Annotated in this window: 18 protein-coding genes; 12 read left to right on the top strand and 6 right to left on the bottom strand. The window is 66.7% G+C overall.

What is annotated here, in order from left to right; genetic code table 11:
* The first annotated feature begins 45 nt into the window (after nucleotides 1–45).
* Nucleotides 46–1,935 carry an ATP-binding cassette domain-containing protein gene (locus tag ACCQ12_RS11250; protein ID WP_372381731.1) on the top strand — a complete coding sequence of 630 codons (1,890 nt, stop codon included), beginning with the start codon at nucleotides 46–48 and terminating at the stop codon, nucleotides 1,933–1,935.
* A gap of 164 nt (nucleotides 1,936–2,099) precedes the next feature.
* Here ACCQ12_RS11250 and ACCQ12_RS11245 read toward each other — a convergent pair whose 3' ends face one another.
* Together ACCQ12_RS11245 and ACCQ12_RS11240 are read right to left on the bottom strand one after the other, a co-directional pair.
* The gene (locus ACCQ12_RS11245; RefSeq protein WP_039407647.1) at nucleotides 2,100–2,525 is read right to left on the bottom strand and encodes a barstar family protein; all 426 of its coding nucleotides are present in this window, start codon (nucleotides 2,523–2,525) and stop codon (nucleotides 2,100–2,102) included.
* Nucleotides 2,522–2,962: a ribonuclease gene (locus tag ACCQ12_RS11240; RefSeq protein WP_104579640.1), complete on the bottom strand. Its 441-nt coding sequence runs from the start codon at nucleotides 2,960–2,962 to the stop codon at nucleotides 2,522–2,524. The genes ACCQ12_RS11245 and ACCQ12_RS11240 overlap by 4 nt, the downstream gene beginning before the upstream one ends.
* A 260-nt stretch (nucleotides 2,963–3,222) precedes the next feature.
* Between ACCQ12_RS11240 and ACCQ12_RS11235 the strand changes: the two genes are divergently transcribed.
* Nucleotides 3,223–3,834, top strand: a complete 612-nt coding sequence (locus ACCQ12_RS11235; RefSeq protein WP_039407641.1) for a superoxide dismutase — start codon at nucleotides 3,223–3,225, stop codon at nucleotides 3,832–3,834.
* Nucleotides 3,835–3,993: 159 nt separating this feature from the next.
* Here ACCQ12_RS11235 and ACCQ12_RS11230 read toward each other — a convergent pair whose 3' ends face one another.
* A complete protein-coding gene (locus ACCQ12_RS11230; protein WP_005913068.1) occupies nucleotides 3,994–4,827 on the bottom strand; it encodes an inositol monophosphatase family protein in 834 nt (277 codons plus the stop codon).
* 116 nt (nucleotides 4,828–4,943) lie between these two features.
* On the opposite strand from ACCQ12_RS11230, the gene ACCQ12_RS11225 reads away from it, so the two are divergent.
* The 3 genes from ACCQ12_RS11225 to ACCQ12_RS11215 are packed head-to-tail and all read left to right on the top strand — an operon-like array spanning nucleotide 4,944 to nucleotide 8,803.
* Entirely contained in the window at nucleotides 4,944–5,708 is a 765-nt protein-coding gene (locus ACCQ12_RS11225) for an RNA methyltransferase (RefSeq protein WP_179455994.1), read from the top strand.
* 51 nt (nucleotides 5,709–5,759) lie between these two features.
* Nucleotides 5,760–6,689 (top strand): phosphate/phosphite/phosphonate ABC transporter substrate-binding protein, encoded by a 930-nt coding sequence (locus tag ACCQ12_RS11220; protein ID WP_047697830.1) that lies wholly within the window; start codon nucleotides 5,760–5,762, stop codon nucleotides 6,687–6,689.
* Nucleotides 6,686–8,803: a putative bifunctional diguanylate cyclase/phosphodiesterase gene (locus tag ACCQ12_RS11215; RefSeq protein WP_228334251.1), complete on the top strand. Its 2,118-nt coding sequence runs from the start codon at nucleotides 6,686–6,688 to the stop codon at nucleotides 8,801–8,803. The genes ACCQ12_RS11220 and ACCQ12_RS11215 overlap by 4 nt, the downstream gene beginning before the upstream one ends.
* 118 nt (nucleotides 8,804–8,921) lie before the next feature.
* Here ACCQ12_RS11215 and epmB read toward each other — a convergent pair whose 3' ends face one another.
* Complete coding sequence (gene epmB / locus ACCQ12_RS11210) at nucleotides 8,922–9,950, bottom strand: EF-P beta-lysylation protein EpmB (RefSeq protein ID WP_372381730.1); 1,029 nt, start codon at nucleotides 9,948–9,950, stop codon at nucleotides 8,922–8,924.
* A gap of 101 nt (nucleotides 9,951–10,051) precedes the next feature.
* Here epmB and efp point away from each other — a divergent pair, with 101 nt between their 5' ends.
* The 6 genes from efp to ACCQ12_RS11180 all read left to right on the top strand — a co-directional run bounded on the left by efp (nucleotide 10,052) and on the right by ACCQ12_RS11180 (nucleotide 15,072).
* On the top strand, nucleotides 10,052–10,618 hold the full coding sequence (efp, locus tag ACCQ12_RS11205) for an elongation factor P (protein WP_039407624.1): 567 nt from the start codon (nucleotides 10,052–10,054) through the stop codon (nucleotides 10,616–10,618).
* Between the two features lie 4 nt (nucleotides 10,619–10,622).
* On the top strand, nucleotides 10,623–11,471 hold the full coding sequence (locus ACCQ12_RS11200; RefSeq protein WP_372381729.1) for a PA3715 family protein: 849 nt from the start codon (nucleotides 10,623–10,625) through the stop codon (nucleotides 11,469–11,471).
* Nucleotides 11,472–11,489: 18 nt separating this feature from the next.
* A complete protein-coding gene (locus ACCQ12_RS11195) occupies nucleotides 11,490–12,827 on the top strand; it encodes a TRZ/ATZ family hydrolase (RefSeq protein WP_047697848.1) in 1,338 nt (445 codons plus the stop codon).
* Between the two features lie 29 nt (nucleotides 12,828–12,856).
* Nucleotides 12,857–13,576, top strand: a complete 720-nt coding sequence (gene ubiG, locus ACCQ12_RS11190; RefSeq protein ID WP_039407691.1) for a bifunctional 2-polyprenyl-6-hydroxyphenol methylase/3-demethylubiquinol 3-O-methyltransferase UbiG — start codon at nucleotides 12,857–12,859, stop codon at nucleotides 13,574–13,576.
* A 112-nt stretch (nucleotides 13,577–13,688) separates the two neighbouring features.
* Nucleotides 13,689–14,354: a phosphoglycolate phosphatase gene (locus tag ACCQ12_RS11185; protein ID WP_372381728.1), complete on the top strand. Its 666-nt coding sequence runs from the start codon at nucleotides 13,689–13,691 to the stop codon at nucleotides 14,352–14,354.
* 28 nt (nucleotides 14,355–14,382) lie between these two features.
* Nucleotides 14,383–15,072: an isoprenoid biosynthesis enzyme family protein gene (locus tag ACCQ12_RS11180; protein WP_372381727.1), complete on the top strand. Its 690-nt coding sequence runs from the start codon at nucleotides 14,383–14,385 to the stop codon at nucleotides 15,070–15,072.
* A gap of 66 nt (nucleotides 15,073–15,138) precedes the next feature.
* On the opposite strand, the gene ACCQ12_RS11175 is transcribed toward ACCQ12_RS11180, so the two are convergent.
* Together ACCQ12_RS11175 and ACCQ12_RS11170 are read right to left on the bottom strand one after the other, a co-directional pair.
* Complete coding sequence (locus tag ACCQ12_RS11175) at nucleotides 15,139–16,806, bottom strand: glycoside hydrolase family 28 protein (RefSeq protein WP_372381726.1); 1,668 nt, start codon at nucleotides 16,804–16,806, stop codon at nucleotides 15,139–15,141.
* Nucleotides 16,807–17,190: 384 nt separating this feature from the next.
* Nucleotides 17,191–18,330 (bottom strand): putative acyl-CoA thioester hydrolase, encoded by a 1,140-nt coding sequence (locus ACCQ12_RS11170; RefSeq protein ID WP_372383602.1) that lies wholly within the window; start codon nucleotides 18,328–18,330, stop codon nucleotides 17,191–17,193.
* 409 nt (nucleotides 18,331–18,739) lie between these two features.
* Here ACCQ12_RS11170 and ACCQ12_RS11165 point away from each other — a divergent pair, with 409 nt between their 5' ends.
* Nucleotides 18,740–19,228: a pyridoxamine 5'-phosphate oxidase family protein gene (locus ACCQ12_RS11165; RefSeq protein ID WP_039407610.1), complete on the top strand. Its 489-nt coding sequence runs from the start codon at nucleotides 18,740–18,742 to the stop codon at nucleotides 19,226–19,228.
* Nucleotides 19,229–19,341: the final 113 nt, after the last annotated feature.

Below are 19,341 nucleotides of genomic sequence, written 5' to 3'. Positions count from 1 at the left end.
TTTCCATTCCCGATTCACCATTCCCGATTCCCGTACAATCGCGGCATGCCTTTAATCACTCTGCAAAGCGTCGACTACAGCGTCGGCGGCCCCTTGTTGCTGGAAAAAACCGACCTCACGATCGAGCCGGGCGAGCGTATCGCCCTGATCGGCCGCAACGGCGCCGGCAAATCGACCTTGATGAAACTCATTGCCGGCGAGCTCAAGCCCGACGACGGCGAAGTGCGCGTGCAGCAGGGTGTGCGCATCGCGCGGCTGGAGCAGGAGGTGCCGCAGGGCACCGGCGGCAGCGTGTTCGATGTGGTGGCCGACGGCCTGGGCGAGCTGGGCCATTGGCTGGCCGAGTTCCATCAACTCAGCCATGCCGAGGTGTTCGACGCCGACGCCTTCGGCAAGGTGCAGGCCAAGATCGATGCAGCCGACGGCTGGGCGCTGGACCAGCGCGTCACCGAGACGCTGACCAAGCTGGAACTGGATGGCGATGCGGAGTTCGCGCGGCTGTCCGGCGGCATGAAGCGGCGCGTGCTGCTGGCGCGCTCGCTGGTGTCCTCGCCGGATGTGCTGCTGCTGGACGAGCCGACCAACCATCTGGATATCGAAGCCATCGATTGGCTGGAAACCTTCCTGAAGGGCTGGAGCGGCAGCGTGCTGTTCGTCACCCACGACCGCCGCTTCCTGCGAGCGCTGGCCACCCGCATCGTCGAAATCGATCGCGGCCAGGTCACCAGCTGGCCGGGCGACTGGGCCAATTACGAGCGGCGCCGCGAAGAGCGGCTCAACGCACAGGCGCAGGAAAATGCGCGCTTCGACAAGTTGCTGGCGCAGGAAGAGATCTGGATCCGCCAGGGCATCAAGGCGCGTCGCACCCGCGACGAAGGCCGTGTGCGACGCCTGGAATCGATGCGCAACGAGCGCGTGCAGCGCCGCGATCTCACCGGCAATGTGCGCATGGAAGTCTCGCAGGGCGAGTCGTCCGGCAAGAAGGTGATCGAGGCCAAGGAGGTCGGCTTCGCCTTCGGTGCGCGCACCATGGTCAAGGATTTTTCCACCATCATCCAGCGCGGCGACCGCATCGGCCTGATCGGCCCCAACGGCAGCGGCAAGACCACCTTGCTCAAGCTGTTGCTGGGCGATCTGCAGGCGCAGGAAGGCGAGATCCGCATCGGCACCAACCTGCAGATCGCCTATTTCGATCAATACCGCTCGACGCTGCGCGAAGACTGGAGCGCGATCGAGAACGTGGCCGAAGGCCGCGATTTCCTGGAGATCAACGGCAAGCGCAAGCATGTGCATGCCTATCTGCAGGATTTTTTGTTCACGCCCGAGCGCGCACGCGCGCCGATCACGCGGCTGTCCGGCGGCGAGCGCAATCGCCTGCTGCTGGCACGGCTGTTCGCACAGCCGTCCAACCTGCTGGTGATGGACGAACCGACCAACGATCTGGACGTGGAAACGCTCGAATTGCTGGAAGAATTGCTCGGCGACTATAGCGGCACCTTGCTGCTGGTCAGCCATGACCGCGACTTCCTCGACAACGTGGTGACCTCCACGCTGGTGATGGAAGGCGATGGCCTGATCGGCGATTACATCGGTGGCTACAGCGATTCGCTGCGGCAGCGGCGCACGCCGGCGACCAGTGCGATGGCGGTCGCCAAGGCGTCTGCTACCGCGGCGCCAACCACGCCGGTTGCGGCGGCGCCGGTGGATGCCGCACCCAGGCGCAAGCTGGGCTACAAGGAAACGCGCGAGCTGGAACAGTTGCCGGCCCTGATCGAGACGCTGGAGCAGCAGGTTGCCGCGCTGACCGAGGCGATGAACGACCCGGGGTTCTATCAGCGCGACAGTGCGGCAATGACCGCGCACACCGACGCACTGAGCCAGGCGCAGGCGCAGCTGGACGCGGCCTATGCGCGCTGGAGCGAGCTGGATAGTTGACCGGCGTGCCGGCGCGCTGACGTGCCGGTACTGACCCACGTACTCGGTGACCGGCGCGCTGCGTGATGGGCGACGAGCGCGATCGGCCTGAGATGCGGCTGATCGGCCGTAGTGATGTCCCGTGATTCTTAGGTGTCATCAGCGCGCGTGCCCGGGTGAGACGCCTACCCGCAGGCGCTGGCCGGAGCGACGAACGCCGTAAAGGTCAGTGCACGCGCCGCCCAGCGCGTGGCGGCTTCATCGAGGATATCCAGCAACGTATCGCGGTCGTTCGGTGCGGCGTTTGCCAGCGCGTCCGCACCGTCGATCAACAGCGCATACCCGCGTGGCGACGGCAGCCATGCCAGGTCCTGCAGGGCATCGCTCAGCGCATCCCAGTTGCGGCCGAAGCTGGCGGGAAAATCCAGCTGGGTTGCCAGACGCATCAGCAGCATGCGTTTGTCGCTGCAGGTGGCCAGGTCCACGCGCAGGATGCGCAGGCCCGCGTCACGGGCCAGTGCGGCCATGGTGTCCAGGTCGTCGGTGTCGGCCTGATACACGCCCGACTGCTGCGGGTCGGACAGGTTCAGCGCGAAATCGCCTGCGCTCATGGTGCCTGCTCCGGTGTCGGGCCCTGGAACGCCTTGAAACTCTGGTAATGGTCGTCGCTGTAGTACCAGGCCTGCGGTGGCGTGCCCCCGGTGACGATGCGGCGCGCACCACGGTCGGCGCTGCCGGGCGTGTCGACGGTGTACTCGCGGTAATAGCCGCGCGGGCGCTCCGGCAGGCGATGTTCGCGGTTGCCGAACACCGCGCCATCCTGTGGATACGGAAATGGACCGCCGCGCTGGATCAGCACGATGGTGCCCATCGCTTCGGTGGGCAGGAAGGCGGGCAAGCGCGGCACCTGGCGTGCAACCGCTGCGGTGGCGATGGGTGCGCTGAGTTGCGGGGCAAACTGCGGCTTGGGCGTCTGCAGCGTGCGCATGCCCCACAAGCCGGCAACGAGCAGCACGATGGCGACGATCAGCAAAGCGGGTTTGCGCATGAAGATGATCCGTAAAGCGGGAATGTGTGCGGCAGAGCAAGTATGCCGCCGCGCGACTGTGTCGACTTTGAACGCGGCCGGGCACCTATACGGTTCACGCGCAAGTAACCGGGGCATGGTGCAAGGTGTGCAGCGAACACCGCGCGGCATGCGATGGGATGAAGTTTCCCTGCCAGCACCCTTGGTAAGCGCCGCCGCCGTCCTTACCATCTACCCCGCAACGCCCGGCCTTCGCCGGGCGGCAAGTCCAGGAGACACGCATGGCTTACACCCTTCCGCAGTTGCCTTATGCCTACGACGCGCTGGAACCGAACATCGATGCGCAGACGATGGAAATCCATCACACCAAGCATCACCAGACCTACATCAACAACGTCAATGCGGCGCTGGAAGGGACCGAGTATGCGGACCTGCCGATCGACGAACTGGTGTCCAAGCTGAAGAGCCTGCCGGAAAACCTGCAGGGCCCGGTGCGCAACAACGGTGGCGGCCACGCCAACCACTCGCTGTTCTGGACCGTGCTGTCGCCCAACGGTGGCGGCGAGCCCAAGGGCGAGGTCGCCAAGGCGATCGACAAGGACATCGGTGGCTTCGAGAAGTTCAAGGAAGCCTTCACCAAGGCCGCCGTCAGCCGCTTTGGCTCGGGTTGGGCATGGTTGAGCGTGACCCCGGACAAGAAGCTGGTGGTGGAAAGCACCGCCAACCAGGACAGCCCGCTGTTCGAGGGCAACACCCCGATCCTGGGCCTGGACGTGTGGGAACACGCGTACTACCTGAAGTACCAGAACCGTCGCCCGGAATACATCGGCGCGTTCTACAACGCGGTCAACTGGGACGAAGTCGAGCGCCGCTACCACGCCGCGATCGCCTGAGTCTTGAGCTGACGCTGTAACGCAAGAAGGCCGGGAGCGATCCCGGCCTTCTTCGTTGTGCGGTCTATGTCGTAGGAGCGACCTCGGTCGCGATGGGCATTCCCGTGGAAAGCTCCATCGCGCGCAAGCGCGCTCCTACCGCAACCGAAGCGGCAGCGATCAGAACTTGGCGTCGAACTCGCGGGCGTAGCCGGTGTTGACGATGACCTTCTGCAGCGCGTCGCTGATCTTGATGTTGCCGGCCACGATCTGCTGGGTTTCCGGGCCCATGTTGTCCATGCGCGGCGGGGTGGCGCCCTTGTAGTCGCAGACCCGGCCACCGGCTTCGCGCACCAGCAACACGCCGGCCGCGATGTCCCAGGCTTTGACGCCGGCTTCGAAGTAGGCATCGGCACGGCCGCAGGCCACATAGGCCAGGTCCAGCGCGGCCGAGCCGGTGCGGCGCACATCTTCGGCCTGCACCAGCAACGCATCCACGCACTTGAGCTGCGCGCTGGCGCGTGCACGCTCGCGCGGCGGGAAGCCGGTGTGGACCATGGCACCTTCCAGATCCTTGCGCTCGGCGATGCGGATGCGGCGGTCGTTGAGCACCGCGCCGGCGCCACGGCTGGCAGTGAACAGCTCATTGCGCAGCGGGTCGAAGATCACCGCATCGGTGGGTTCGCCATTTTCCACCAGCGCGATCGACACGCAGTAATGCGGAAAGCCGCGCAGGTAATTGCTGGTGCCGTCGAGCGGGTCGATCACCCAGGTGTAGCGGCCACTCTTGCCGCCCTGCACGCCGCCTTCCTCGCCGAACACGGCGTACTCGGGGTAGCCGCGCTTGAGTTCCTTGATGATGACCTTCTCGGCATCGGCATCGACTTCGCTGGCGTAGTCCATGCGGCCTTTCTGCACCACGTTGAGTGCATCGAGCTTGTTGATACCGCGCAACAGCACATTGCCGGCGAGGCGGGCGGCTTTGACCATGACGGTGACGGCGGGTTTCTGCATGGTTAAAGCTCCCGTGAAGGCAGAATGGACGATGACGAAGGTAAAAGAGCGGTCCGGCGCCAAAGCCGGCCGCGCAGTTTACCATCTACGACCGAATCGCTCCCCAATCTCCGTTCATGTCCGTCACTCAGCGCATCCGTTTTGTTCTTGTCGGTACCCAGCATCCAGGCAACATCGGCGCCGCCGCACGTGCGATGAAAACGATGGGTGTGACGCGCCTGGTGCTGGTGGCGCCGGAACGTGCGCTCGACGAAGACGCCTACCGGCGCTCGGCCGGTGCTGAAGACGTGCTGGGTGATGCGCCGATTTTCGCGACCCTGGGCGAGGCAGTGGCCGATTGCACCCTGGTCATCGGCTGCACTGCGCGTGCGCGCCGGGTGGCGCTGGAAGAACTGCTGCCCGACGAAGGCGCGCAGCGCGCCCTGGCCAAGGCCGGCGAGCCGGCCGAAGTGGCGTTCGTGTTCGGCCGCGAGCGTACCGGCCTGACCAACGACGAATTGCAGCTCTGCCATGCCGCCGTGCATATCCCGTCCGACCCGCAGTTCAGTTCGCTCAATCTGGCCGCGGCGGTGCAGGTGCTGGCCTACGAAGTGCGGTTGGCGCAGCTGGCCTCCGGTGAGGCCGAACCGGTCGCTGCGGCCGCTGCCGGGCTGCGCGACGGCCCGGCCAGTCATGCGCAGCTGGAAGGCATGTTCGGCCAGCTGGGCGACACGCTGGACGAGATCGACTTCCACAAGGGGCGTGCGCCGGAGTCGGCGATGCGCAAGCTGCGACGGCTGCTGCTGCGTGCGGAGATGACCGAGCAGGAGGTGCGTCTGATCCGCGGCATCCTGTCGGACGCGCAGCGCATGGCCATGTTGGCAAGGCGCGCCGGAAACTGACGTCTGTCACATCTTTGAAGATTCGGCTAGGCTGTCCGCGGCTCTAGGGGAGTGTCGGTTTTGCGCGGTCTACGATGGTGTCTGAGTGCCTGCTGGCTGATCGCCGGCGCAGGCTTGGCCGTAACCGCTGCGGCAGCGCCTTCCCCGGTCCTGGTGCTAGGGCGGATCAGCGATGATCCGGCTACGCATTACGATCAACTCAAGCCGCTGCTGGACTATGTGGTGCCGCGCATGCGCGAGGTCGGCATCCGCCGCGGCGAGATCCTGATGGCACCGGATGCGCGGCAGATGTCCAGCTATCTGCGGCGCGGCCGGGTCGACTGGGTCAGCGAGACCACCGGTGCGGCAATGTTGCTGGAGCGGCGCGGCAGCGCGCATCCGCTGCTGATGACCGAGCGCGGCGGCGTGCGCGAGTTCCACACGGTGTTCTTCGTGCGCCGCGACAGCCCGATCCAGTCGCTCGGGCAACTGCGTGGGCACACCCTGGCCTTGCAGAACGCCTCGTCCACCAGTGGATATCTGGTGCCGATGCTGGAGCTGATGCGCAACGGTCTTGCCTGCGATGTGCTGCTGTCGCCGGACGACACCCAGGTGCTGGGCTCGGTCGGCTATCTGATGGTCGGCTCGAAATTGAACATCGCCGCGTTCGTGCACAAGCGGCTGGTCGATGCCGGGGCGTTCAGCAATCTCGATTGGGACGACGAGCGGCATCTGCCCCCGGTATTCCGGCGCGACTTCCGCATCGTCTACCGCAGTGCGCCGGTGCCGCGCGCGGTGGAGATGGTGCGCACCGGCATGGACCCGGCGGTGGAGCGCCGCCTGCGCATCGTGCTATTACAGGCCGCCTCCGACCCGAAGGCCGGGCCGGCGCTCAAGCGGTTCTTCGGCACCAGCGCATTTCATCCTGTGGATGGGCAGAGCCGCCGGCGTCTGGACGCATTGAGCGCGGGCCTGCAACACGTCAGGGATGAGATGGAATGAGTCAGGTGCGCTTCGGGTTGCAGGCACGTTTCCTGTTGGTCATGGCGCTGACCCTGCTGCTGGTCGGCGCGATCCTGGCCTCGCTGCTGCAACGCCAGAGCGCCATGCAGCGCGAGGTGCGGGGCTTGAGCGCGCAGATCCTGCATGAGCTGTTCGACCGCAGCCTGCGCACCCGTGGCGAGACGCTGGCCACCGAGCTGGCCTCCGGCCTGGCCAACCCGCTGTACTACTCCGACCTGGGTGCCGTGGGCGCGCTGGTGCGCAATGCCGCGCGCCAGCAGGTGGTCAGCTACGTGCTGGTGTTCGACCGCCGCGGCCGGCTGGTGCATGACGGCACGCCCACCCTGCAGCGCTATGGCCAGGCCATGACCGACCCGCTGGCGGCCAAGGCGGTCAACGCACGGGCGATGCTGCTGCAGTCCTCGCCCGAGGTGCTGGAGGTCACGGTACCGATCAAGATCGGCGATCAGCGCATCGGCGGGGTGCGCGTGGGCATGTCGCGCGAGCGTGTGCGCAGGATCGAGTCCGGCGCCAACCTGACCCTGGTCGAAAACCTCAATGCGATCGGCAAGCGCGATCTAGGTTGGCTGCTGGTGCTGCTGGCTGCGCTGGTGGGGTTGGGCGTGCTGCTGGCGATCTACGTGCAGCGCACGCTGGTGGCGCCGGTGCGGCTGCTGGCGGCGGCGGCGCGGCAGATCGAGCGCGGCGACTATGCCGTGCAGCTGCCGCCGCACCCGCGCAACGACGAGATCGGCGAGCTGATCTCTGCGTTCGGCCGCATGAGCGAGAGCATTGCCCGGCACGATCGCGAGGTGCGCCACATGGCCTACACCGACGCGCTGACCGGGCTGACCAACCGGCTGGGTTTCCGCGAGGGGCTGGACCATCTGCTCAATACCGCGCGCAGCACCGACAGCAAGCTGGCCTTGCTGTTTGCCGATATCGATGACTTCAAGCGCGTCAACGACACCCTGGGCCACGAGGCCGGCGACGAAGCCTTGCTGCAGTTCGCCAGCCGCATCAGTCGCGCGGTCTGCGCGCTGGGGGGCGACGACGCGATTCTGGCGCGCTTTGGCGGCGACGAGTTCGTGATCCTGCTGCAGAGCGGCGATGTCAGCTTGCTGGCCGCGCAGCTGGCGGACCGCCTGGTGCACGAATTGAGCCGCCCGTTGAACGTGCAGGGGCGCGAAGTGTTCCTGGGCACCTCGATCGGCATCACGCTGTTCCCCGACGATGCCAACGATGCCACCGCGCTGCTCAAGAACGGCGACATCGCGATGTACCAGGCCAAGGTCGCCGGCAAGAATTGCCACCGGTTCTACAGCCGTGCCGCCGACCATGCGGTCGAACGCCGCGTGCATATGGAGCACGAGCTGCGCGGTGCGTGGGAGCGCGACGAACTACGGCTGGTGTACCAGCCGATCTACCGCACCAGCGACCGCGTGCTGGTGGGCGTGGAGGTGCTGCTGCGCTGGCAGCATCCGGCGCTGGGCACGATCGCGCCGTCCACCTTCATCGACATCGCCGAGCAGAGCGGGTTGATCGAGGTGATCGGCCCCAAGGTCCTGCGCGCGGCCTGCCTGGAGGCGGCGCAGTGGCCGATGGTGGGCGATGGGCTGTTCATTTCGGTCAACGTCTCGCCGCGGCAGTTGCGCAGCGGTGCGCTGATCGACACCGTGGCCGAGTGCCTGGCCGAGTCCGGGTTGCCGGCTGCCCGATTGCATCTGGAGCTCACCGAGACCGCGGTGATCGGCGACGAGATGATGGCGGCCAGCCTGCTCGACCAGCTGCACCGCACCGGCGTGAAAGTGTGGCTGGACGACTTCGGTACCGGTTTCTCCGGCCTGAGCCACCTGCGCCAGGTACCGGTGGACGGGGTCAAGATCGACAAGAGTTTCATCGCCGACCTGCAGCGCGACCCGGACGATCTGGCGCTGACCACCGCGATCATCAACATGGCCCATTCGCTGGGGATCACCGTGGTCGCCGAAGGCATCGAGCAGGAAGCGCAGTTCAACCTGCTGCGCGAGCGCGGCTGCGACCTGGGGCAGGGCTACTGGTTCAGCCGCCCGCTGAGCCCGGCGGACATGGTCAAGCTGATCGCGGCGGGGTGATCAGCGTAGGAGCGCACCCGGGCGCGACGGGGCTTTACCAGGCAATCGAGGCGTTATCAGGGAAGGCTTCGTCGCGCCCGGGTGCGCTCCTACGGGTCCTGTGTGGCGGCGACATTGGTTACAGCGGGCGCTTGCCGGTGTCGCCGGGGATTTCTCGCACCAGGCGCGGGACCAGGTAGCCGGACAGGCGCGTGGCCAGTGATGCATGCAGGGCGCGTGCGCGGGTGTCGTCGACTTCGAAATGCGCCACGCCGGCCACGCGGTCGAGCTGGTGCAGGTAGTACGGCAGCACACCGGCCGCAAAGCTGCGCTCGCTCAGGGCGGCCAGCGCGTCCACGCTGTCGTTGACGCCGCGCAGCAGCACGGCCTGATTGAGCACCTGCGCGCCGGCGCCGCGCAGGGCATGCACGGCAGCGTCCACCGCGGCGTCGAATTCGTTGGCGTGGTTGGCATGGATCACGAACGCCACCGGCCACGGCAGGCTGCGCAGCCAGGCCAGCAGCGCTGCATCCACGCGTTCGGGCAGCACCACCGGCAGGCGGCTGTGGATACGCAGGCGCTTGAGGTGCGGGATCGCGGCCAGGGCGTCGGTCAGTTCGACCAGCTTGGGCGTGGCCAGCGACAGCGGGTCGCCACCGGAGAGCAGCACTTCGTCGATGCCCGGGTCGGACGCGATCGCGGCAACGGCCGCGCGCCAGCCGTCGCGGGCGGCGGTTTCGTCTGCATACGGGAAGTGGCGACGGAAGCAGTAGCGGCAGTGCACCGCGCAACTGCCGGTGGCGATCAGCAAGGCACGTCCGCGGTATTTCTGGATCACCCCGGCGGCGGTTTTTGCAGCCGCATCGCCGACCGCATCCAGGCCGAAGCCGGGAACAGGCTGCATCTCCGCATCCAGCGGCAGCACCTGGCGCAGCAGCGGGTCGTTGAGGTCGCCAGGCCGCATCCGGGCCACGAACGCGTGCGGCACCCGCAGCGGGAACTGCGCCGCCGCTTCATCGCTGATGCCGGTGGCCTGCGCCTCCAGGCCCAGCAGCGCCAGCAGGGCGCGCGGGTCGCGCACGGCGTCGCGCCACTGCTGTTGCCAGCGCGGCGGCTGCAGGACGGGGAGCGGAGACGGCTGCAAGGCGAGGGGGGCTGCGGTTATCATGTGCGGTCACAAAACCAATGCCCGCCGGTGATGGCGGGCGCCCCATTCTAATCCGACCCGCCCCAGAGTGGCGGGTCGTGGTCTTATCGAGGAGCTGCACCATGGCCACTGTTGGCATGAACGATGTCAAGAACGGCATGAAGATCCTGGTCAATAACGAACCGGCGGTCATCACCGAGACCGAGTACGTCAAGCCGGGCAAGGGCCAGGCCTTCACCCGAATGAAGTACCGCTTCATCAAGTCCGGGCGCGTGGTCGAAATGACCATGAAGGCGACCGACGACGTGGAAGTGGCCGACGTGGTCGACACCGACATGCGCTACCTGTACAGCGATGGCGAGTACTGGCACTTCATGGACCCGGAATCCTTCGAGCAGGTGCAGGCGGACAAGGCCGGCATGGGCGGCGCCGAGAAGTGGCTCAAGGGCGAGGAAGACTGCATCGTGACGCTGTGGAACGGCGCGCCGATCTGGGTCCAGCCGCCGAACTTCGTCGAGCTCAAGATCACCGAGACCGACCCGGGCGTGCGTGGCGATACCTCCGGCGGCGGCGGCAAGCCGGCCACGCTGGAAACCGGTGCCGTGGTGCGCGTGCCGCTGTTCGTCAACCAGGACGAAGTGATCAAGGTCGACACCCGCTCGGGCGAATACTCCGCGCGCGTCAAGTAACCGCATGCGCGCCGGACACTGGCTGGAGCGAGCGCGACGCGGTGCCAGTGTCCCGTGGCTCGTGGGCGGCGTGTTGTGCGCCGCGCTGGCCGCCTGCCCGGCGCTTGCCCACGCGGCCGCCGCAACCTGCGATGCACGCAGCATTACAGCGGTGGCGCAGGCCGACGTATTCGACGGCGCCGTCACTACGGCGCCGGACGATCGCGTGGTGGCGCAGACCTGCAAGCTCTGGCCCTACGATGCGACGATCCGGCTGGCGGCCATCGCGTTTGCCGCCGATGCCGCCGCGCCAGGCGAGCGTGAACTGCAATTGCGCGTTGCCCTGCTGGACGCCGCCAGCGGCAAGGTGCTGGCCGGCTATACGCAGGCCCTGGGCGAAGACGCCGCCTTCGAGCTCGATGCCGACAGCCTGCGTCTGGATACCGCGCGCTACGACGTGGCGCCCGGGACGCGCGCGATCGGCGTGGTCGTACACAGCGTCGCGCGTGGACCCAGTTGCCCGGATTTCCGCAGCGAGGATGCACTGACCCTGCTGGTCCGCGACGGACGCACGCTGCGCCCGGTGCTGCAACGCGATCTGTCGCTCTGGCAGCGCGTCAAGGGCGAACCCTGCAGTCCGGGGCAGGGCGGGGTGATCACCGAAAGTGCCGAGCTGGCCCTGGCGATGGCACCGCAGTCACATGCCGGCTATGCGGACATCGTCCTGACCGCAAACATCCGCACCCTCGAGAGCGTGACCGGCGGCGGCCCCGATGCCGAACGCACGCGTCGCGCACGGCAGCTGCTGCGCTACGACGGAACACGCTATGTGGCGACCTCCGGCGGCGATGCCAGCTGGCCGTTCGGCAACTAACCTTCTATGGATCCGCTCATGACCAATGCTCCCCCAGAACCGTGCGACCTGCTGATCGAAGCCGGCTACGTGGTGCCGATCGAACCGCATGCGGTGGTCCTCGAAGATCATGCCGTGGCCGTGCGCGGCGGCGTGATCGTGGCGATCCTGCCGACTGCGCAGGCACGCGCGCGCTTTGCGCCGGCCCAGACCGTGTCGCGCCCGGACGCGGCGCTGATGCCGGGCCTGGTCAACGCGCATACGCACAACCCGATGACGCTGCTGCGCGGCGTCGCCGACGACCTGCCGTTGATGGTGTGGCTGCAGCAGCACATCTGGCCGGTGGAGGCGGCGGTGATCGGGCCGGAGTTCGTCGCCGACGGCACCACGCTGGCGATCGCCGAGATGCTGCGCGGCGGCACCACCTGCGTCAACGAAAACTACTTCTTTGCCGATGTGCAGGCAGCGGTCTACAAGCAGCACGGGTTCCGCGCACTGGTCGGTGCGGTGATCATCGATTTCCCCACCGCGTGGGCGTCGTCGGACGATGAGTATTTCGCGCGTGCCGGCGAGTTGCACGACCAGTGGCGCGACGATCCGTTGATCAGCACCGCGTTCGCGCCGCATGCGCCGTACACGGTGAACGATGCCAATTTCGAACGCGTGCGCATGCTGGCCGACCAGCTGGACATGCCGGTGCACCTGCATACGCATGAAACCGCGCAGGAAGTGGCCGACTCGATCACGCAGTACGGGCAGCGCCCGCTGGCGCGCCTGGACCGGCTTGGCCTGGTCAACGACCGCCTGATCGCCGTGCACATGACCCAGCTCACCGATGCCGAAATCCACCTGTGCGCCGAGCGTGGCGTCAGCGTGGTGCATTGCCCGGAATCCAACCTCAAGCTGGCTTCGGGGTTTTGTCCGGCTTGCGCGCTGCAGCGTGCAGGCGTGAACCTGGCCATCGGCACCGACGGCTGCGCCAGCAACAACGACCTGGACATGTTCAGCGAGAATCGAACCGCCGCCATCCTGGCCAAGGCGGTGGCCAACGATGCCACCGCCCTGGACGCGGCAACCACGCTACGCGCGGCCACGCTGGGCGGTGCGCGTGCGTTGGGCTTCGGCGACAGGATCGGCTCGATCGAAGTCGGCAAGCAGGCCGACCTGGTCTGCGTGGATCTTGCCGCACTGGAAACCCAGCCGCTGCATCATGTGTTGTCGCAGCTGATCTACGCAGCCGGCCGGCATCAGGTCACCGATGTGTGGATCGCCGGCAAGCCCAAGCTGGTGCAGCGCGAGCTGATCGACATGGATACCGCGGCCCTCGTCGCCAACGCGCGGCAATGGCGCGACCGCATCCGCACCGTCCGCGCCTGAGCGCGCGTCATCGCATCCCGGAGTTCCGCATGAATCCCACGACCCACTCCAGTTCCACCAACTTCCACCAGGCCGAACTGGACAAGTTTGCCGCACTGGCCAACCGCTGGTGGGACGCCGACGGCCCGCAGAAGCCGCTGCATGCGCTCAACCCGGTGCGTCTGCAGTACGTGTCCGCACGCCAGCAGCTGGCCGGCGCGCGCGTGCTCGATGTGGGGTGCGGCGGCGGCCTGCTCAGCGAGTCGATGGCACGCCTGGGCGCGCAGGTCACCGCGATCGATCTGGCGCCGGAGCTGGTCAAGGTGGCGCGCCTGCACAGCCTGGAATCGGGCGTGCAGGTGGACTATCGCGTGCAGTCGGTGGAAGACCTGGCGGCCGAACAGCCGGGCAGCTTCGATGCGGTGACCTGCATGGAAATGCTCGAACACGTGCCGGACCCGACCGCGATCATCCGCGCCTGCGCCAGCCTGCTCAAGCCGGGCGGCAAGCTGTTCCTGTCCACGCTCAACCGCACCCCGGCCGCGTTCGCGCTGGCGGTGGTGGGCGCCGAATACATCGCGCGGCTGCTGCCCAAGGGCACCCATCACTACAAGGATTTCATCAAGCCGGCAGAGCTGGCGGCCTGGTTGCGCAATGCCGAGCTGCAACTGGACGACGTCAGCGGCATGCTCTACGAACCGTGGCGCAACCGCGCGCGGCTGTCTTCGCGCACCGAGGTCAATTACCTGGCGTATGCGGTAAAGCCGTGACGGGCAGGCAGTCGCGAGTTGGGAGCCGGGAGTCGCAACGGCGGTCGGCAGGGATCTTGATGGATCCCGGCGCAGGTCCGGTTGCGGATCGCCGCGTGATGGCGGTGGTCCTGTGAGCCTTCCGCGCGCGGTGTTGTTCGATCTGGATGGCACCTTGCTGGACAGCGCGCCGGACATGCTGGCGACCGTCAACGCGATGCTGGCGGCGCGTGAGCGTGCGCCGCTGGCGTTGGAGCAGTTGCGTCCGGTGGTGTCGAAAGGGGCGCGTGCCATGCTGGGCGTTGCGTTTGCCGAGCTCGATGCCGGTGCGCGCACGGCCCTGGTGCCGGAATTCCTGCAGCGTTATGAAGGCTTGATCGGCACGCAGTCGCAGCTGTTCGATGGTATCGAGGCGCTGCTGTCGCAGCTGGACGATGCCGGCTGCAGCTGGGGCGTGGTGACCAACAAGCCCGAATACCTTGCGCGTCTGATCCTGCCGCAACTTGGGTGGCAGCAGCGCTGCGCCGTGTTGATCGGTGGCGACAGCCTGCCCGAGCGCAAGCCGCATCCGTTGCCGCTGCTGACCGCCGCCGAACGCATCGCTGTGGCGCCTGCGCAGTGCGTCTATGTTGGCGATGACGAACGCGACATTGTTGCAGCGCGCGCGGCCGGCATGCCGTCGGTGGCGGTGCTGTGGGGCTATCGTTTACATGACGATGCACCATCGCGCTGGCAGGCCGATGTGCTGGTGGAGCATCCGCAGCAGTTGTGGGACCCGGCGACATGGCCGCAGACCTGATCTTCTTTCGCTTTTTTTCGGACCAGCCATGAGCCAATCCAGTGCTCTCGACAGTTTTCTCGACAAGTGGCGCACCCGCTGGCCGGAGTGGTCGGTTGCCGAGCCTTTCGTTCCCGAACCGCAGCGGCGCCTGAGCGCTGCCTGGTTTGCGTTGCTGCAGGAATGGGAGGACATCATGAACATCGCCGGCGACCCGTTGCCGGCCGATGCCAAGCTGGCCTGGTGGCAGCAGGAGCTGCGCGACTGGTCCAGCCAGCGCTCGCGTCACCCGTTGGGGCGCGTGCTGGAGCCGGTGCGTGCGCCATGGGCGCAACTGGCCGACACCTTGCCGGCGATGCAGGCCGCGCGTGTGCAGCCTGCATCGTTGCAGCAGGCACTGGAGCAGCTGCGTGACTTCGCCCAAGCAGTGGTTGCGGTGGAAGCGGTGCTGTTTGCGCGTGCACAGCCGGGCGATGCCACGGCGGTGGCAGTGCAATGGCTGGACGCACGCGAGCGCGTGGCCGGCGATAGCGCAGCGCCTGGCGGCGTGACCACGGTGGCATGGCGCACGCAGTTGCTGCGTGCGTGGCCGCGCAAGCCGGCCCTGGCGCGACCGCACCGGGTGTGGTCGCGGCTGGCACGGCTGCGCCTGCAGCGCGAGCTGGCCGGCAAGGCGGCCTATCCGCCGCCGGTCCAGCAGCTGTGGCATAGCTGGCGGGCTGCCAGCGGCTCGGCGTGAAACGCCCGCTGGCTGCATCCTGCTGGAATGCAGCCAGCGGGCTTCAGGGCGCACGCGTGGCCGCGATCAGATCGGCGAATCGGGCAGCACGGTGTGGTACGCAATGAAGGCATTGCTGCAGTCCAGCGGCTTGCCCGGACCGGGCGTGCCCTGCAGCTGCACATCGTCCGGCATCGAGGCCGTGAGCTGGTCATAGAAGCTCACCGGGCCGCCGTTGAAGCTGAAATGCACCGCACCTGGATTGCTGGCCGGTCCGCCGAAGTGGGGCTGCGCAAAGCTGACCTTGCCGCCATCGAGCACGACATTGTCCAGCGACAGGGTGATCGGCCGCGTGGTGGTGGCATCGCGATACCCGTAAAAACTCAGTTCGCCGGCGCCGAGGGTCGTTGAACCCAGCGAATGCACATTGCGCAGCGAGATGCCGCTGAACTGCGGGATCTTGCCGTGCACGGCCGCGTTGGCGTAGTTGGCATCGAACACCAGCGGACGCGCGACGCCACGCATGCAGATGGTGTCGAAACTGATGTCGGAGACCTGCCCGCCACGCGAGGCGTCTGACTTGATGCGCAGGCCATTGGCCGAATACGGGTCGCGTGCGACGTCGTTGGCGTTGAAGCCATCGATGCTCAAGCCACGCACGGCGATGTGGCGCATGCCGGCGTAGGTTTCGCTGCCCAGCGAAAAGCCATGCGTGAAATAGAACTGGTTGTAGGCGAACAGCATGTTCTCCGAGGCGATGACGCGCGTGGCCTTGGCCCCTGCCTTGATGGCCACGCCATCATCGCCGGTGCCGATGTACGAATAGGCCAGCAGCACGTTCTTCGACTGGCCGGGGTCGAATCCGTCGGTGTTCTTGGCGGTTTCCGGGGTAAAACAGGTCGCATGCGGATTGACGTCCGGCGTGCTGCCGGCCGGGCAGCGATACCCGGGGCGCGAATACACCAGGCTGGGCGCCAGGATCTTGATGCCCCATGCAGTCAGCCCCACCACGTTGTCGCTGATGACGTGGAAGTTGGGCGAGTTTTCCAGGGTGATGTCGTACAGCGTCACGTCGGTGCTGTTGTCGATCTGCATCAGGCGCGGCACGTGCTGGCTCAAGCCCTTGGTGACGTTGAGATAGGCAAGATCCCACCAGCTGGCCTTGCCAGCGTTGGGCCCGGCGGTGAGCGTGCTCCCGCCGCGGCCGTCGATCTTGCCGGCGCCGACGATGGCGCTGTTGGCGGTGTCGGAAAAATGGATCAGCGGATTGCACGACTTGGCCTTGTCGGTAGTGGCGGTACCGCAGGTGCCCAGGCCATTGTCGTAGTCCTGCGGATTACGCGAGGCGAACACGGTGACGTTGCGGTCGATCCACAACGTGACGCCGCTCTTGATGGTGAGCGGGCCGGTCAACAGGCCCGACTCGCCGGCATCGCCGGGGACCAGATGCACTGCGCTGCCCGCCGGGCAATCGTCGATGGCGGCCTGCAGGCGCGCGGTATCGCGCTTGGAGCGCGCCGGATCCTGATCGAGCGCATCCAGTGAACCGGCAACCGGCACCAGGGCCGCCTTGAGCGTGCTGCAGATCTGTGTCGGTAGCGTCGGCTGCCGGATCACGCCCCAGCTGGTGGAGATGCTGTGCGCGCTATCGGCATCCGCCTGCGCATGCGGCGGTGCGGCGCCGGCCTGGAGGCTGATCAGGCCAATCAATGCCACGGTCAGTGGCGCGCGGGTGAGAGAGGTGGGGCTGGGCATTGGAAGTGCTCCGGGGAGGACAGGACGCGCCTGCCCGATCTGTGCACGGCAGCCACCTGCGGTCATGACGGTGGCGTGGTTGCATGCAGTTGCACGGGCGGCGGTTCGATGCCGCGGTGCCGATCGGTCAGGTGCGGCGCCAGCGTGGCGCCTTGCCCCGCTGCCCGGCGTCGGCGGGGCGAACTCAGCACCTTCTTGCCGAAGCCAGCAATGCATTGCTGCAATTCCGTGGCGCACCGCACTCAACGGCACGGCAGCAACAAGACCAGAGGGCCTGTTGGCCTGGCGCGTCGCGCGCCAGGCCAACAGGCGCTGGTTGCAGTGCCGGGCGTCATCGCGCCCTTGAAAGCCACGCGCGTCGTCCAGGACGCTGTTGCAGACAGCTCAGTCGGCGGCGCCTGCACCGCTGTTGCCGTACTCATAGAAACGGTTTGCCGAGTTGGCACAGCCGCTGCTGCAGAACGGACGGTTGGCCGTGGATGCATTCCACGGCGCCGCCTTGCGGATGTGGCTGCCCAGGGTGGAATCGCGCACCGTGACCTGGCCGTTGGGCGAGGTGCCGTTGACATACGCGCTCAGGCCGCTGACACCTTCGTCCCAGGCACGGCCCAGGTAGGTCTGGTTGTCGGGCGAGCCGGACAATGCAACGAACTTGCTGTTGATCACCAGGAAGCCGTATGTGCTACCTGGCCGCGTACTGGGTGCGAAGATGTAACCGCCTCGGGTGGCGCCCAGACGCGAACCTACGGAGCGGATGTTCGAGCTGTCGAACACGCCGATGCCCGAGCCGAAGATGAAGTCGACATCTCCATCGATCGTACTGTTCTTGAAATACGCGCGATTCACGTTGGCTGCGTTGGTCGCGCTGATCAGCAAGGTGTCCTGGTTGCCCTGTACAACTACATCTTCGAAACTTGCCTTGTCGCCGCGCACGGCCAGTGCGACCGCCGACTGGTTTACGTCTGCGAAGGTACCTTCGATGTAGCTGTTTTCAATGCGCAGATGGCGCGCCTGGAAGTCTGCGGCGCGCACCGTCACCGTGGCGCTGTTGGACGTGCCGACCGTGGTCGCCGCCGCATTGCTGGCGCAGGTGTGGCTGGCGGTGCCCGCCGGCTTGGGCGTGGGGTTGGCGTTGTTGAAGCGAATGACGGTGTCGCCTGCGGACGCGCCCAGCCCGAACAGCGTCAACGGCGGCGCGTTGGCCGGCACGCAGACCAGCTCGGTGTAGGTGCCCGCCTTGATGCTGATGTAGCGGCGCGTGGTGCCACCGGCGGTCACCGCTGCATCGATCGCCGATTGCACGCTGCGGTAATTGGTGGAGCCGTCCGCGGCCACGGCGTAGTCGGCAGTGAGCAGCGCCACGCCGGCGGTGGGATTCCAGTTATCTGTGACCGGTGCGGTGATTGGCCCGGCCTTGGCCAGTGCCTGGGTGATCGTATAGGTGCTGGCTTCGCTGCGGGTGAGCTGCGGCCGCGTGGCGGTGCCGGTGAGTGCTAATGCATCGGCGCTGACAAGCGTCAGCAATGCAGCGGCGATGCAGGTCGTGCGCAAGGACGGGACGGACATGGTGAGGTGCTCGCTTGGGAAGGGATGCGTGCATACCTGTGAACTGCCGGCAGATGCCGGCAGTTCTAGTGGATGGCCGCCACGTCGCAGCGGCCATCCACTCGAACTCACGTCAGTCGCCGCACGCGGGGCAGGGCGATGGTACTGCCGGGCTCGCTTGTGGATGACCGACGGTGCGAAGCAATGTACGAGATGTGCGGGGTGATCACGGTTTGCAACGGGACCAGGTCCCGGCGCGCTCACCAGGCGATGCTGCGTGGGCCGGCATTGCCGGATGCATGGTGCAGCGCCGCGTCCTCACATGCCGTGGGCATGCGCCCTTCCAGACTCAGCGGCCCGCGTGCAAACGCGTACGTCAGGAATCGAAATGGCAGATCCCAAAGAACTGCAGGACAAATTCTGGAAGGCCTTGAAGTCCGACCGCACCGTGATGCTGGGCCTGGATGGCGTCGAAGACGGCCATGCGCGTCCGATGACCGCGCAGATCGAAGGCGACAGCGGCGGCCCGATCTGGTTCTTCACCTCCAAGGACAATGCATTGATCGCGATGCTGGGGCAGGGCCGTCGCGTCATCGGCGCTTTCAGCAGCAAGGGGCATGACCTGTTCGCCAGCATCAGCGGTTCGCTGCGCGAGGACACCGATCCTGCCGTGGTCGAGCGCTTGTGGAACCCGCACGTGGCCGCATGGTACGAAGGCGGAAAGGACGACCCGAAATTGGCGCTGCTGCGCCTGGACGCGGACCACGCACAGATCTGGCTCAACGGCTCCAGCCTGCTTGCCGGGATCAAGGTCTTGTTTGGCGTCGACCCGAAGAAGGATTACCAGGACAAGGTCGCGGACGTTCCGCTGCGCTGAGCTCCTCGCGCACGCGGCCGTCAAGGTCGCGTGTGCATGCGCACTCCGGTGGCATGAATGGTCACCGGGGTGCGACGCCAGTACTGCAACGCTGGCCCGCCAAGCGGAGCGCG

This window comes from Xanthomonas sp. NCPPB 1068, from assembly GCF_041479385.2.
GTDB classification, from domain to species: domain Bacteria; phylum Pseudomonadota; class Gammaproteobacteria; order Xanthomonadales; family Xanthomonadaceae; genus Xanthomonas; species Xanthomonas cannabis.
The sequence above is the reverse complement of the archived record's forward strand: the minus strand, read 5'-3'. Positions and strand labels throughout refer to the sequence as shown.

What these genes read in the sequence shown, in the direction of transcription:
- ACCQ12_RS11250 (WP_372381731.1), top strand. Translation starts at nt 46, where the DNA reads ATGCCTTTAATCACTCTGCAAAGCGTCGACTACAGCGTCGGCGGCCCC.
- ACCQ12_RS11245 (WP_039407647.1), bottom strand. Translation starts at nt 2,525, where the DNA reads ATGAGCGCAGGCGATTTCGCGCTGAACCTGTCCGACCCGCAGCAGTCG.
- ACCQ12_RS11240 (WP_104579640.1), bottom strand. Translation starts at nt 2,962, where the DNA reads ATGCGCAAACCCGCTTTGCTGATCGTCGCCATCGTGCTGCTCGTTGCC.
- ACCQ12_RS11235 (WP_039407641.1), top strand. Translation starts at nt 3,223, where the DNA reads ATGGCTTACACCCTTCCGCAGTTGCCTTATGCCTACGACGCGCTGGAA.
- ACCQ12_RS11230 (WP_005913068.1), bottom strand. Translation starts at nt 4,827, where the DNA reads ATGCAGAAACCCGCCGTCACCGTCATGGTCAAAGCCGCCCGCCTCGCC.
- ACCQ12_RS11225 (WP_179455994.1), top strand. Translation starts at nt 4,944, where the DNA reads ATGTCCGTCACTCAGCGCATCCGTTTTGTTCTTGTCGGTACCCAGCAT.
- ACCQ12_RS11215 (WP_228334251.1), top strand. Translation starts at nt 6,686, where the DNA reads ATGAGTCAGGTGCGCTTCGGGTTGCAGGCACGTTTCCTGTTGGTCATG.
- epmB (WP_372381730.1), bottom strand. Translation starts at nt 9,950, where the DNA reads ATGATAACCGCAGCCCCCCTCGCCTTGCAGCCGTCTCCGCTCCCCGTC.
- efp (WP_039407624.1), top strand. Translation starts at nt 10,052, where the DNA reads ATGGCCACTGTTGGCATGAACGATGTCAAGAACGGCATGAAGATCCTG.
- ACCQ12_RS11200 (WP_372381729.1), top strand. Translation starts at nt 10,623, where the DNA reads ATGCGCGCCGGACACTGGCTGGAGCGAGCGCGACGCGGTGCCAGTGTC.
- ACCQ12_RS11195 (WP_047697848.1), top strand. Translation starts at nt 11,490, where the DNA reads ATGACCAATGCTCCCCCAGAACCGTGCGACCTGCTGATCGAAGCCGGC.
- ubiG (WP_039407691.1), top strand. Translation starts at nt 12,857, where the DNA reads ATGAATCCCACGACCCACTCCAGTTCCACCAACTTCCACCAGGCCGAA.
- ACCQ12_RS11180 (WP_372381727.1), top strand. Translation starts at nt 14,383, where the DNA reads ATGAGCCAATCCAGTGCTCTCGACAGTTTTCTCGACAAGTGGCGCACC.
- ACCQ12_RS11175 (WP_372381726.1), bottom strand. Translation starts at nt 16,806, where the DNA reads ATGCCCAGCCCCACCTCTCTCACCCGCGCGCCACTGACCGTGGCATTG.
- ACCQ12_RS11165 (WP_039407610.1), top strand. Translation starts at nt 18,740, where the DNA reads ATGGCAGATCCCAAAGAACTGCAGGACAAATTCTGGAAGGCCTTGAAG.